This window comes from Nonomuraea deserti, assembly GCF_004348685.1.
Lineage (GTDB): Bacteria > Actinomycetota > Actinomycetes > Streptosporangiales > Streptosporangiaceae > Nonomuraea > Nonomuraea deserti.
In genome coordinates, this window is the sequence record NZ_SMKO01000248.1 from 1 (window position 1) to 13,151 (window position 13,151).

Annotated in this window: 10 protein-coding genes; 7 read left to right on the plus strand and 3 right to left on the minus strand. The window is 71.7% G+C overall.

Translation table 11 applies throughout. From position 1 onward, the window contains the following. The first annotated feature begins 244 nt into the window (after positions 1 to 244). The 4 genes from E1292_RS45555 (at position 245) to E1292_RS45570 (ending at position 4,147) form a co-directional block, all read left to right on the plus strand. Complete coding sequence (locus tag E1292_RS45555) at positions 245 to 1,228, plus strand: sugar ABC transporter substrate-binding protein (protein WP_132606025.1); 984 nt, start codon at positions 245 to 247, stop codon at positions 1,226 to 1,228. Positions 1,229 to 1,239: 11 nt separating this feature from the next. After that, positions 1,240 to 2,202 (plus strand): ABC transporter permease, encoded by a 963-nt coding sequence (locus E1292_RS45560; RefSeq protein ID WP_132606026.1) that lies wholly within the window; start codon positions 1,240 to 1,242, stop codon positions 2,200 to 2,202. After that, positions 2,199 to 3,011 carry an ATP-binding cassette domain-containing protein gene (locus E1292_RS45565; protein ID WP_132606027.1) on the plus strand — a complete coding sequence of 271 codons (813 nt, stop codon included), beginning with the start codon at positions 2,199 to 2,201 and terminating at the stop codon, positions 3,009 to 3,011. The genes E1292_RS45560 and E1292_RS45565 overlap by 4 nt, the downstream gene beginning before the upstream one ends. 125 nt (positions 3,012 to 3,136) lie before the next feature. Then, positions 3,137 to 4,147 (plus strand): LacI family DNA-binding transcriptional regulator, encoded by a 1,011-nt coding sequence (locus tag E1292_RS45570; protein WP_220447385.1) that lies wholly within the window; start codon positions 3,137 to 3,139, stop codon positions 4,145 to 4,147. A 344-nt stretch (positions 4,148 to 4,491) separates the two neighbouring features. Here E1292_RS45570 and E1292_RS45575 read toward each other — a convergent pair whose 3' ends face one another. Beyond that, positions 4,492 to 7,902 carry a S8 family serine peptidase gene (locus tag E1292_RS45575; RefSeq protein WP_165975082.1) on the minus strand — a complete coding sequence of 1,137 codons (3,411 nt, stop codon included), beginning with the start codon at positions 7,900 to 7,902 and terminating at the stop codon, positions 4,492 to 4,494. A 148-nt stretch (positions 7,903 to 8,050) separates the two neighbouring features. Here E1292_RS45575 and E1292_RS45585 point away from each other — a divergent pair, with 148 nt between their 5' ends. Both E1292_RS45585 and E1292_RS45590 read left to right on the plus strand, forming a co-directional pair. After that, on the plus strand, positions 8,051 to 9,016 hold the full coding sequence (locus tag E1292_RS45585; protein ID WP_165975083.1) for a helix-turn-helix transcriptional regulator: 966 nt from the start codon (positions 8,051 to 8,053) through the stop codon (positions 9,014 to 9,016). A 224-nt stretch (positions 9,017 to 9,240) separates the two neighbouring features. Then, a complete protein-coding gene (locus tag E1292_RS45590; protein ID WP_132606030.1) occupies positions 9,241 to 9,588 on the plus strand; it encodes a hypothetical protein in 348 nt (115 codons plus the stop codon). 233 nt (positions 9,589 to 9,821) lie between these two features. On the opposite strand, the gene E1292_RS45600 is transcribed toward E1292_RS45590, so the two are convergent. Then, positions 9,822 to 10,310, minus strand: coding sequence for an ATP-binding protein (locus E1292_RS45600; protein ID WP_132606032.1), 489 nt, complete (start codon positions 10,308 to 10,310; stop codon positions 9,822 to 9,824). 182 nt (positions 10,311 to 10,492) lie between these two features. Between E1292_RS45600 and E1292_RS45605 the strand changes: the two genes are divergently transcribed. Continuing rightward, positions 10,493 to 10,852, plus strand: coding sequence for a hypothetical protein (locus E1292_RS45605; RefSeq protein ID WP_132606033.1), 360 nt, complete (start codon positions 10,493 to 10,495; stop codon positions 10,850 to 10,852). A 51-nt stretch (positions 10,853 to 10,903) separates the two neighbouring features. Here the strand turns inward: E1292_RS45605 and E1292_RS45610 are convergent. Continuing rightward, a partial coding sequence (locus E1292_RS45610) for a TIGR02680 family protein (RefSeq protein WP_132606034.1) occupies positions 10,904 to 13,151 on the minus strand: 2,248 nt, incomplete at its 5' end.

Here is a 13,151-nt window from a genome sequence, read left to right on the forward strand (position 1 = left end):
GGAGAGAGGGGGTCTGGTGGGGGCGGGACCGTTGGGCGCGGCCGGGTGGTGCGTGGTGAAGCTGTCGGCGACGCACTCGCCCAGGACAGCGATCATCGGGCCTGCCTTTCTGGCATGTTGCCGATTCGTTACGGCAGCAGGGCATTGACGTTTCTAGGATCGGAGTCCATCATCGCAGCACGGCAGATGTCAACGTTGACATATGTCAACGATGACATCGGATCCCCCCTGATAGGACAGCGCCATGAATGCAAAGCTATCGGCCGGCCTGCTGGTCACCGCGCTTCTCGTCACCGGCTGCGGCGGCAGCGGCGGGGGAAGCGACTCCGCCGCCCTCAAGGTAGGGCTGATCACCAAGACCGAGACCAACCCGTTCTTCGTCAAGATGAAGGAGGGCGCGCAGAAGGCGGCCCAGGCCAGCGGCATGGAGCTGATGAGCGCGGCGGGCAAGTTCGACGGTGACAACGCCGCCCAGATCACCGCCATCGAGAACATGGTCGCCGCCGGCGTGAAGGGCATCCTCATCACCCCGAGCGACACCAAGGCCATCGTCCCGGCGATCAAGAAGGCGCGCGACGCGGGCGTGCTCGTCATCGCCCTCGACACCCCCACGGAGCCGCAGGAGGCCACCGACGCGCTGTTCGCCACCGACAACCTCAAGGCGGGCGAGCTGATCGGCCAGTACGCCAAAGCCGCCATGGCCGGCAAACCCGCCAAGATCGCCACCCTGGACCTCGCCCCCGGCATCACGGTCGGTCAGCTGAGGCACGACGGGTTCCTGAAGGGGTTCGGCATCCAGGAGGGCGACCCGTCCGTCGTCTGCTCCCAGGACACCAGGGGCGACCAGGCCAAGGGCCAGACCGCGATGGAGAACTGCCTGCAGAAGGCCCCCGACATCAACCTCGTCTACACCATCAACGAGCCCGCCGCGCTGGGCGCGTACACGGCGTTGAAGGCCAAGGGCCGCGAGAAGGAGGTGCTGATCGTCTCGGTGGACGGCGGCTGCACCGGCGTCAAGGCCGTGCAGTCGGGGCAGATCGCCGCGACCAGCCAGCAGTATCCGCTCAAGATGGCCGAGGACGGCGTCAAGGCGGTGGCCTCGTACGCCAAGGGCGGCCAGAAGCCCTCCGGCTACACCGACACCGGCGTCACCCTGATCACCGACAAGGCGGCCGACGGCGTCGAGGCCAAGGACACCGCCTTCGGCCTGGCGAACTGCTGGGGCTGATCGTGGCCGTGATGGAAGCGTCGCTGCCGCGCCGCCTGATCAGCACCCCCGTCGCGGGCCCGCTCGCCGCGCTCCTGCTGGCCTGCCTGTACTTCGGCCTGAACACCGACCAGTTCTTCACCGGGACGAACTTCTCCCTGATCATCCAGCAGGTCATGGTGGTCGGCACGCTGGCCATCGGGCAGACCCTGATCATCCTGACCGCGGGCATCGACCTGGCCAACGGCGCGATCATGGCGTTCGGCGGCATCGTGATGACGAAGCTGGCAGTGGAGAGCGGCCTGCCCGCGCTGCTCGCGGTCGCCGCCGGGCTCGTGGTCTGCGCCGGGTTCGGGCTGGTCAACGGGCTGCTGGTGACGCGGATCTCGTTGCCGCCGTTCATCGTGACGCTCGGCATGCTGAACGTGGCGTTCGCGCTCACCCACATCTACTCCGGCGAGCAGACCGTCACGGACCTGCCGCCGCTGCTGACGTTCCTCGGGCAGACGTTCCAGGTCGGCCAGACGAACGTCACCTACGGCTCGCTGCTGACGATCCTGCTGTTCCTGCTGTTCGCGTACCTGCTGGGCTCGACCGCGTGGGGCCGGCACGTGTACGCGCTGGGCAACAACCCCGAGGTGGCCCGGCTGACCGGCATCAGGACGCGGCGGCTGACCGTGGGCGTCTACACGCTGGCCGGTTTCGTGTACGGCATCGCGGCCCTGCTGCTCGTCTCCCGTACCGGGGTGGGCGACCCGCAGGCCGGCCAGACCGACAACCTCGACAGCATCACGGCGGTCGTGCTCGGCGGCACCAGCCTGTTCGGCGGCCGGGGCATGGTGCTGGGCACCCTGGTGGGAGCGCTCATCGTGGGGGTGTTCAGGAACGGCCTGCAGCTGATGGGCGTACCGTCGATCTATCAGACGCTCATCACGGGCATCCTGGTGATCCTCGCGGTCGCCGTCGACCAGCTCTCCCGCAGGAGGACCCGATGACCACACCCGTGCTCCAGGCGCGCGGCCTGGTCAAGAAGTACGGCCACGTGACCGCGCTCGACGGCGCCGACTTCGACCTGATGCCCGGCGAGGTGCTCGCGGTCATCGGCGACAACGGCGCCGGCAAGACGAGCCTGATCAAGGCGCTGACGGGCGCGCTGCAGCCGGACTCCGGCGAGATCCTGCTCGACGGGAAGCCGGTACGGTTCCGCGACCCGCTCGACGCCCGCAGGCACGGCATCGAGACCGTCTACCAGGACCTCGCGGTCGCGGCCTCGCTGGACATCGCGACGAACATGTTCCTGGGCAGGGAGCTGCGGAAACCGGGCATCCTCGGGCGGGTCTTCCGGATGCTCGACAAGAAGCGCATGCGCGAGGAGTCGGCCAAGCACATGGCCGAGCTCAAGATCGGGCTGCGCTCGCTCACCCAGCCGGTCGAGTCGCTGTCGGGCGGGCAGCGGCAGGGCGTGGCCGTGGCCAGGGCGGTGGCGTGGGCCACGAACGTGGTGGTGATGGACGAGCCCACGGCGGCGCTCGGGGTCAAGGAGTCCGGCCAGGTGCTCGACCTGATCAGGCAGGTCCGCGACCGGGGCACGCCGGTGGTGCTGATCAGCCACAACATGCCGCACGTGTTCGAGATCGCCGACCGCGTCCACATCCAGCGCCTGGGCCGCAGGGTCGCCGAGATCGTCCCGGGTGACCACAGCATGGCGGAGGTGGTCGCCATCATGACGGGTGCCATCCAGATGTCGGAGGGCAAGTCCGTGGTGACGGACAAGGACGCGGCGGAGGCGATCGGGCTGTCGTGACACGTTCCCGTACGAGCGCTCCGCCGGACCGGGGTGTTCTGGCCCTCCGCCGGGCCGGGCTGTCGTGATGCGCTCCCGTACGAGCGCTCCGCCCCCTGCTGCGACGGGCCACTAGCATGGGCGGGATGCGGCGTCCGACGATGACAGATGTGGCGCGCGAGGTCGGCGTCACCGCCAAGACCGTCTCGCGGGTGCTCAACGACGACGGCCCGGTCGCCGTCGAGACCCGTGAGCGCGTCATGGCGGCCGTCAGGAAGCTGGGCTACCAGCCCAACCTGATGGCCCGCAACATGCGAGTGGGCGCGCGTGACGCCGCGATCGGCCTGATCATCCCCGAGATGGGCAACCCGTTCTTCGGCACGGTCGCGGGCGGCGTCGAGAGCGCCGTCAGGGCCCGAGGGCTGACGCTCATCGTCGGCTCGTCGAGCGAGACGGCCGCCCTGGAGCAGTCGCTGATCGCGACGTTCCTGGCCCGCAGGGTGAGCGCCCTCATGATCGTCCCGTCGGCCACCAGCGAGCACCGCCGGCTGCGCGGCGAGCGGGTGGCCGGGCTGCCGATCGTCTTCCTCGACCGCCCTGCGGTGGGGCTGACCGCCGACAGCGTGGTCAGCGCCAACCGGGAGGGCTCGCGGGCCGGCGTCGCCCATCTGATCGCGTACGGCCACCGCCGCATCGGCTTCGTGGGCGACCTGCCCGCGTCCCTCTACACCCGCCGCGAACGTTTCCAGGGCTACCGCGACGCGCTCGACCGGGCAGGGCTGCCCTTCGACCGTTCCCTTGTGGAGACCGGGCACGACCAGGATGCCGCGGCCCAGGCCACCATGCGGTTGCTGGAGCTGAGCGACCCGCCGACGGCGCTGTTCGCGGCCAACAACCTCGCGTCGATGGGCGCGGTGGTGGCGCTGGCCAGGGCGCGGCGCACCGACGTGGCGCTCGTCGGCTTCGACGACCTGCCGCTGGCCGAGGTCCTCGACCCGCCGCTGACGGTGGTGGCCCAGGATCCGGCGGGGATGGGGGCCGCGGCGGCTGAGCTGGTGTTGTCGCGGCTGGACGGCGACCGCTCCAAGGCGCGCCGGCAGGTGGTGCCCACCCGGCTGATCGTCCGCGGCTCCGGCGAGCTCACTCCAGCCTCCTGATCCACCGGCCTCGCGACCGACCGGCCCTCTGACCAGCGGGCCTCCGCGACCGACCGGCCCCCGCCCCGCGAGCTTCCGCGACCGACGGCTCCTGACCGACCGGCCCTCGACCGGCGGACCTCCGGTGACCGACCGGCCTCCGGTGACGGGCCGATCTTGACACGGGCCGATCTCGTGACGGGCCGGTCCCGGTGACGGGCCGGTCCCGGTGACGGGCCGGTCCCGGTGACGGGCCGATCTCGTGACGGGCCGGTCCCGGTGACGGGCCGGTTTCGGGACGACGCGGGGACGCCTGGGTGGGCGAGCCGCTCCTCACCCGCGCGGGCCGGAGCGGCTCGCCGCCCTCAGCGCCGGATCGTGAACTGCCCCGACAGCGGCCCGACCTCGACGGTGTACGTGCCGCGCTCGCCGCGCCGTACGTCGAACGAGACCCGCTCGCTCCGGCCGGGCCGCAGCGGGACGGTCCGCCGCTGGTCCTCCTGGCCGTTCACGCGCAGCACGGCCGCGTACTCGCCGGCCCGCTCGCCCACGTTCTTCACCCGGGCCCGCACCCGTACGCGCCCGGACCGGGAGTTCTCCGGGGTGATCTCCAGGCCGCTCGGCGCGAACAGCGGCTCGGGGCCGGGGGCCAGGTCGTGCACGAACACGTCGGAGCGGTGGTTGGTGTCGCCTTCGACGAGGTTCGCCGCGGAGCTCTCGAAGGCCACGTACCTGCCGTCGGCGCTGATCGACGGCAGGTCGGACCCGCCGTCGCCCTCGGCTCCCTCGGGGGCCAGGGAGATCTTCCTGCTGGTGCCGGCCGCGACGTCGCGGACGAACACGTCGTTCGCGCTGTTCGTGTCGCCTTCGACGATGTCGTCGGCGAGGCTGTAGAAGGCGACCAGGCGCCCGTCGGCGCTCAGCGACGGCGCGAACGACATGTTGGAGGCCTCGCCTCCGTCCCTGTTCGCCGACACCAGCTCGGACGTGCCGGTCGCCAGGTCCTGGACGTAGATCTGGCCGAGTCCGACGCCGTTGGTGAAGGCCAGCGCGGTGCCGTCGGCGCTGAGCACCGGGGACCTGGTGTCGGTCTCCGGGTGCGGGGTCACGACCAGGTTGAGCGCGCCGGTCCCGCGGTCGAGGACGAAGGCGTCCGTCCTGCCGTTGCCGTCGCCCGGCACGAGGCCGTCCGCGTCGCTCTGGAACGCCACGAAACGGCCGTCGGCGCTGATGGACGGCTCGCGGGACTGGTTGCCCGCCTGTGAGCCGTCCTGGGCGACGGAGATCCGCTCGGTCGTGCCGGCCTGCCGGTCGCGCAGGAACACGTCGGCGCGGCCGTTGGTGTCGCCGGGCACGAGGTTGGCGGCGTCGCTGACGAAGACGGCCAGCCGGCCGTCCGCCGAGAACGCGGGCGCACCGGAGATCCCGTCGCCCTGGACGCCGGCGGACGACACGGAGATCCGCTCCGTCGTCCTCTTCTGCCGGTCGTGCACGAAGGCGTCGGTCTGGCCGTTCGTGTCGCCGGGCACCAGGTTGGCCGCCCCGCTGTTGAAGCCGACGAACCTCCCGTCGTGGCTGACCGTCGGCGACAACGAGAACGAGTCGCCCAGGCCGCCGCCGGTCGGCACCGAGACCCGCTCGGTCGTCCTGGTGCGCAGGTCGGTGGCGAAGATGTCCAGCTCGCCGTTGGTGTCCTCGTCGCCGACGAGGTTGGAGGCGAAGCTGGCGAACACCACGACGTTCCCGTCGCCGCTCAGCTCCGGCCACCACGCCTCGTGGTTGCCCTGGCGGCCGTCGGGGCCCAGCGACACCCGTTCGGTGCCCGGCCGCCGCGGGAGGGTCAGGTCGGCGGTGTTCCTGCCCCTGCCGACGCTCGCCAGTACGGGCTCCGACCGCGAGATGCCGGCGGCGTTCGCCGAGACGCGGTAGCCGTCGCCGAAGGGGACGTCCTTGATGGTGTAGCGGCCGTTCCCGTCGGTCGTCGCCGACAGGTCGTCGGGCACGTCGAGCACCGTCACCGTGGCGCCGGGCACCGTCGAGCCGGTCGGCCCGTAGACCACCCGGCCGGAGAGCGTGCCCCAGCGCGTCCGCTCCAGCTCGACGCGCTCGTCGGAGAGGCGGCCGGCCCGGACGCGTACGGTCTCGGCGCTGGTCTCGTAACCGAACCTGGACAGCGTCAGCTCGTGCCTGCCCTCGGGCAGCCGCAGCTCGAAACGCCCGTCGTCGCCGGTCTGGACGCTGCGCCCGTCCGCCCTGGCCACCTTCACGCCGGCCAGCGGCCTGCGAGTGCGCTCGTCGGTGACGACGCCGCGCACGCCGCTCTCGAGCGCGGCCTCCGTGACGGCGGCGTAGGCGTCGATCCGGCCGGCGCCGACGCGGGGGTTCGGGCGCGGACCGTAGCGGTCGTCGGAGACGGACGTGCCGGTCAGGATCTCCAGCGCGGCGTCCGCGGTCAGGCCGGGACGGGCCTCCATCATCAGGGCGACGGTGCCGGACACGTGCGGGGTGGCCATCGAGGTGCCGTTGAGCGCCTTGTACGCGCCGCCGGGCATGGACGACAGCACGTCGACGCCCGGCGCGGACAGGTCGGGCACGACGTACGAGTCCGGCCACTCCGGAGGCGCGGCGAACCAGTCGGTCCGCCTGACCACGCCGCCGCAGGAGAAGTCGGGCACGTCGTCGTTGACGTCGGTCGCGCCCACGGCCACGGACTCGTACACGTTGCCCGGGCTGCTCGACTGGCCGGGGAGGCAGTCGTTGCCGATCGCGAAGGAGGGGAACGCGCCGGCGTAGGAGATGTTCCTGGCCGGCTGGATCATCTCGTCGGCGTAGCCCTCGCCGCCCAGCGACATGCTGACGATGTCGGCCGGCTCGCCCGCCTTGGCGCCGTCGGCCGTGAACGGCGCGATCGCCCACTGCATGCCGGCGATCACCTGGGCGAAGGTGCCCTGGCCGCCGGGGATGACCAGGGCGCCCATCAGGGTGACGCCGGGCGCGACGCCGATCCGGGTGCCGGAGGCGTTCCCGCCCGCGATCGTGCCCGCCACGTGGGTGCCGTGGTAGCTGCTGTCGTGCGGCTGCGAGGCCACCGGCCTGCCGTCGGGGCCGAACTCGATCCAGCCACCCGGGTGCTTCGGGTCGGAGGGGTCGGCGGTGGCGAGCTTGCCCTGGAGGTCGGGGTGGGTGATGTCGATCCCGGTGTCGAGCACGGCCACGCGCACGCCCTTGCCGGAGAGCCCGCGCTCGTCGCTCGCCCTGTCGGCGCCGATCTTGGCGATGCCCCACGTGGTGGCGCCGGCCGCCTTGGGGGTGGCGCCTACCGCGGGTTCGGGCGCGGTCAGCGTGAAGTTGGGGATGACGCGCTCGACCGTCTCGAGCTCCGCCAGGGCGTTCAGGGTGCCTTGCGTGGCCCGTACGAGGACCATGTTCTTCAGCCAGAAGGTGTTGACCACCTGGTCGCCGCGTGACGTGACGAGCCGGACCACGGGGTCCTGGGTGGCCGCGGCGCTCCGCGCCAGCGTCTCCCGCGCCTCGGCGCGGGACGCGGGCGCCGCCGGCAGGACGCGCGGGGCGCGCAGCACGACCGCCGCTTCGACGCGGGCGCCGGCGCTCTTCAGCTGCGCGGTCAGCTTCTGGTCGATCTTCGGCGCGGCCTCCGGCTCCGCGGTACGGATGTCCGCCGCGGCCGGGCCCGCCGTCAGCGTGCCGAGCAGAACGGCCGGTAACAGTGCGGTGAGCAGGCGTCGTCTGGCGGATCGGCGGGGGGATGGCGGCATGACGCTCCTTCGGTGCTGTGGCCACTGGGGCCGGTGGTGCACCTGGAACGCTGACATCTACCGATATTTCCTGACAAGATCGGTTTACGGCGAGTTCCCGTCATATGACGGGATCCCGACACCGAACCGAACCCGAGGGAGGAGCGGCGTGCTCGAGGCCATCGGACTCAGCCACCAGGACGAGGAGGTGTACGACGCCCTGGTCCGCCGGACGCAGGCGACGGTGACCGAGATCGTCGGCGACTGCCACCTGCCCGCCACGGCCGCGCGGCGCGTCCTGCAGTCGCTGGTGGAGCTCGGACTGGCAACCCGCTCGGTCGGCCGGCCCACCCGCTACGTCGCGGTCTCGCCCGACAGCAGCCTGGAGGCCATCCTGCGCGAGCGCGAACGCGAGCTGGACGGCGTGCGCGCGCACATCAGGTCGCTGATGGACGTCTACCGTGCCAGCACCCGCTTCGCCCATCCCGGCGAGCTGATCGAGGTGGTCTCGGGCCGCGACGAGGTCAACCACCGGTGGGTGCAGATGCAACAGGACACGCGGGCGCAGATGCGCGGGTTCGACCGGCCACCGTACGCCGCTCCGCAGCAGCACACCGAGTCGAACCCGATCGAGCTCAACCTGCTCCGGCGTGGCGTGAAATATCGCGTCATCTACGACACCAGCGTGCTGGATCTGCCCGGCTGGCTGGAGGACGTGACGGCCGGGATGCAGCACGGCGAACAGGCCAGGATCGCCGCCGACCTGCCGATGAAGCTGGCCATCTCCGACGACCGGCTGGCCATCATCCCGCTGCTGCGGGCCGGCGACGACGCGGTCACGGCGTCGTACCTGATCCACCCGTCACCGTTGCTGGACGCCCTGGTGGCGCTGTTCGAGGCGCTGTGGGAGCGCAGCGTGCCCGTCCGGATGACGGCGCCGGACGGGGAGCTGTCGGACGACGAGGAACGGCTGCTCACCCTCCTGGCGTCGGGCGCGACGGACCGCGCGGCCAGCCGGGCGCTGGGCTGGAGCGAGCGCACGGTGCAGCGGCACATCACGAAGCTGATGCGGCGGCTGGGGGCGAGGACCCGCTTCCAGGTGGCCATGGAGGCGACCCGGCGCGGCTGGATCTGAACCCCGCGTACGGTGCCATGCGGCGTCGCCCGCCTCTTGACCGATCGCACCCGGAGTGCTGCACCCGCGAGCGCCGGAAAGTGTGGACCGAACGCCAAGAACTGTGCATCACGAGCCAATGACCTCGCCCGCCGCACCTGCGTAGCCTCCTACGGACACGCAGAGAGCGAGGAACACCTGAAATGGTTCACACAAGGCTCGCGGCCGCCCTTGCGGCAGGCGTCATGGCGTTGCCGCTGATCGCTCTGCCGGCGCAGGCGGAATCGTCGCTCAAGTGGTGGTGCACCACGAACGTCGTGGGGACCTTGTGCGGTACGCGCGACGGCGACCGGCTGAAGGCCAAATACTATCCGCCGTCCGGACGGGACGGTGCGGGAATCTTCGGCATCCGCACGGGAAAGTCGAATTACCAGTACAAGTACTCCAAGCCGAGGTATGTCGAGGTGGGAGAGCTCACCAAATTCACTTGGCAACATCAATGCAACACGTACTTCAAGGTCTACTGGCATTCCAACAAGGGCACCGATCCCGAGGATCTTTCGACAGCGCAATTCAAATGTTCCAAGTTCTAGCGAACCTGGTCTCGTTTTCTCGAAGACCTGTCGGCGCAGCCGGCCACCGGGTACCGGAAGCGGTCGCCCGGCTGCTTGAACAGCGCCGGCGTGGCGAACGGGGAGCCCAGATGTCGGGACACGAACGCCACCACTTGGGAGCAGGCCCGAAGCCGCGCCTCCCGAAGTGAAGCCCTAGGCCCGGTCACCCACCTGGACGGGAGGGCAGGCTCCCCGCGAAAGCCGGGAGCGCGTCAATGGTCGCGAGGTCCGGCGCGAGGATGTTCCGCGTCTGACGGCGGCACCCGGAGAGCCGCCACGGCCACTGATGCGGGGCAGGTGACCGAGAACCACACGATCTTGCCGCCGTCGGCCGCCCGCACCCCCCAGTCGTCGGCGATCGCCGCGACGATCCGCAGGCCCCGGCCCGACGGCGCGTCGGGCCCTGGCGAACGCGGGCGCGGCACGCCGTCGCCGGGGTCGAACACTTCGCCGTAGATGCGGCCGTCGCGGTCCTCCAGGCGGAGCGCGTACGCCGACCCGCCGTACAGGACGGCGTTGGTGACGAGCTCGCTGACGATGATGAGGCAGTCGTCGATCACGTCGTCGCGGCCCCATGCGGCCAGGTCCGCGCGGACCAGGGCGCGCGCCTCGCCGACGCCGGCCGGCACCGAGGGCAGCAGGTGCTCCGCTGTCCGGACCGGCGTCGCGGGCGGGGACCCGTGGCGGAGGGGCATGCGCATCACATCTTTTCGGCTTTTGGGAGCGCTCCCATACTACGGTAAGCCTTTTCCTCCCCCGGGGGAATCGGTGGCGGTACACATTGTTGCCAATCCGTGTCCAGCTCCAAACCTTGCTACGGGCACGAAGAGTTACGGAGCAGATGCGCTCCGTACCGGATCCGGAGCGAGAAGAGGAGATCTGTATGTCCAAGAAGGCCATCACCGCCCTGACCATCGCGGCTTCCGTGGTCGCGGGAGCGGCGGCGCTCGCCGTCCCCGCGAACGCCGGCGCGAAGCGCGACCTGCGTGACTGCTACGACGGCAGGTGCACGATCACGGTCACCGATCCGGTCACCTTCCCCGTCGACCCCCGCTTTCGCCTCTCCAGCGTGCGCGTCGCCAAGGTGAACGTCGCCGGCATGTTCGACGCCGTCATGGTCCGGTCGACGGCTTCCGGCGCGTCCACCACCCTCGGCGCGGGCACCCGGGGCAGCATCAACGGCCTGTCCGTACACGTCGTGCAGGTCACCGAGACGGGCGCGACCGTGCGTTTCGGAGGCTGACGGCGCCGGCCCCGCTCGGGCGGGGCCGGCCGCGCCGCCCGGTCGGGACAATCATTCGGCCGGCACCGTACGGTAGCCGTTCCAGACGAACCGGGCCGTGGTCACCGCGTCGTCGCCGTCTCCCGAGATGAGCTGATGGATCGCGATCCCGTCCAGCTCCCGATATTCGCACCACTCGTGGTCGGACGTGAGCACCAGGTCCAGCCCCAGGTCGACCAGCAGGTCGAACACCTGCCCCCGGTTGGTCCTGTCGACCCCCACGAACACCTCGTCGAGCAGGATGAAGCGCGGGCACCCCGGGTCGGTCTGGTAGTGCGCGGCCACTGCGGCGAACAGCGGCAGGTGCAGTGCGATGGCCTTCTCCCCGCCGGACAGCGCCCCGTGCAGCTTCCTGGTCAGATCCTGCCAGCCCTGCCCGTCTCCCCGCTCGAGCCTGACCACGAAGCGGTGCCAGGAGGTGTAGTCGAGCACCTTCATGAGCTGGTCCTCCCAGCTCGCCGACGAGTTGTCGGCCCGCGCCTCCTCCACGCGGTCCCTGAAGAAGACGTAGAGAGCCTCCTTGTCGGCCTCGCTCAGCCCGGCGGGATCGCGCAGCAGCAGGTCGCGGGCGGCGCGGGTGCCGGGTGACTGGGCCGGATCGACCTGCCACACCAGCCGCACGGCCACCCGCGAGGCGGTGCGCACACGTTCGAGGCGCTGGTTCATGCCCTCGACCAGCGCGCTCGCCTGCCTGATGCGGTCGGCCAGGTGCCGGCGCGTGTCGCCGGCCAGCGTCCGGTCGAACAGGTCACGCTCCGCCTCGGTGATGTCGGAGCGCCGCTCGTCGCGCTCCTTGCGCAGGGCCGCGCTGAGAGCCGCGGCCCCCGCCCGCACGCCGCTGACGGTGGCGGTCAGCATCTGCACGTCGTCGTCGGGCGCCAGCTCCAGGTCGGCCCGGCCGGCGAGGACCTCCCTGGCGTGGTGGAAGGCGTCCTGCAGCCGCGCCTCGGCCTCCCTGACGTTCTTCTGCTCGTACGGCACGGACGCCAGCTGCTCGGCGACGGCCCTGGCGGACTCCAGCACCGCCCTGGCCCCGGCGCCCGCGGGCGGCTCGGCCGTGACCCGCGCGTCCGCCGGCAGGTGCCCGGCCGCCAGCCGCCGGAACCGTTCGGACACCTCGTCCCGCGTCCGGCCCGCCTCGGCGTGCTTCTCCAACGCCGTGCCGAGCTCTCCCCTGAGCCGGCCGAGCCTGGCGTTGAGCTGGGCCAGGCTCTCGTTGACCGACTTGATGAGCCGGCGGCAGGCCTGGTAGGCGGCCTGGGTCTCCTGGAGTTGTTCGAGGACCTGATGGTGCTCGGCGCCGACCGCGGACTCGACGGCGGCCAGCTTCTCCGCCAGGACGACGGCGGCGGCCGCGGCCTCCTCGGCGCGTTCGACGGCCGCCACGGCCAGAGCCTGGTATTCGCGGGCCGTCTCGCGCGCGTGCCCGGCGCGTTCCCTGGCGGTGCGGGCGCCGGCGCGCCGGTCGTGCCAGACGGTCCCGGTCATCTCCGCGGCGCGCAGGGCCTCTTCCAGGTTGTCGAGCGCGGGCGCGCCCGCGGGCAGCGCGTGGCTCGCGGCCAGCTCGGTGAGCCGCCGCAGCGACCTGGCGACGTCCCGCTCGCGTTCGTGCAGGCGCTGCTCGCAGGCGTGGAGCCGGTCCTCGAGCAACGCGACGCCTCGTACCGCGCCGTCGAGCTCCTGGACCGCCTCGGCGTACGGCGTCCTGTCGGGCCTGCGCCGCAGCTCGGCGGCGAGCGTGTCGCGGTCGCCCTCGACCACGGCGAGCAGGTGGTCGCACTCGGCGATCGTGCCCGCGAGCTCGCCGAGCCGGTCGTCCAGCTCGGCGATGCGGCGGCGCCTGGCCCGCTCGCGGGCGGTGGCGCCGATGTAGGAGGGCTCGGGCTTGACCCAGCGGCCCGCCGCGAGGCCGAGCCGCCAGGTGCCGTCAGCGCCGATGACCGCCGGATGGTCGACGCCGATCGCGCTGGGCGCGAACGCGATGCCGGACAGCACGGTGTCGGCGGGCACCGGCGAGTCCGCCTCCGTGAACAGCACGTGGGCGAGGCTGTAGCCGGGCGCGGGCTTGGCCAGCGAGGCCACGGCGAAGGCGTCGTGCTCGCCCGCGTCGAACCCGCCGTCGGGCAGCAGCCACAGGTCGAGCAGGCCGGCCGCTTCGAGCGCGGCCTCGACGCCCGCCTGGGCGACCGGGTCGAGGCCCGACCTGAACGCCACGGCCCGCCACAGCGGCGCGCCGGGGCGGCCCTGCCGGCTCGCGGTG

Coding starts and splice junctions, on each gene's coding strand:
- E1292_RS45555 (WP_132606025.1), top strand. CDS start 245: ATGAATGCAAAGCTATCGGCCGGCCTGCTGGTCACCGCGCTTCTCGTC.
- E1292_RS45560 (WP_132606026.1), top strand. CDS start 1,240: ATGGAAGCGTCGCTGCCGCGCCGCCTGATCAGCACCCCCGTCGCGGGC.
- E1292_RS45565 (WP_132606027.1), top strand. CDS start 2,199: ATGACCACACCCGTGCTCCAGGCGCGCGGCCTGGTCAAGAAGTACGGC.
- E1292_RS45570 (WP_220447385.1), top strand. CDS start 3,137: ATGCGGCGTCCGACGATGACAGATGTGGCGCGCGAGGTCGGCGTCACC.
- E1292_RS45575 (WP_165975082.1), bottom strand. CDS start 7,902: ATGCCGCCATCCCCCCGCCGATCCGCCAGACGACGCCTGCTCACCGCA.
- E1292_RS45590 (WP_132606030.1), top strand. CDS start 9,241: ATGGCGTTGCCGCTGATCGCTCTGCCGGCGCAGGCGGAATCGTCGCTC.
- E1292_RS45600 (WP_132606032.1), bottom strand. CDS start 10,310: ATGCGCATGCCCCTCCGCCACGGGTCCCCGCCCGCGACGCCGGTCCGG.
- E1292_RS45605 (WP_132606033.1), top strand. CDS start 10,493: ATGTCCAAGAAGGCCATCACCGCCCTGACCATCGCGGCTTCCGTGGTC.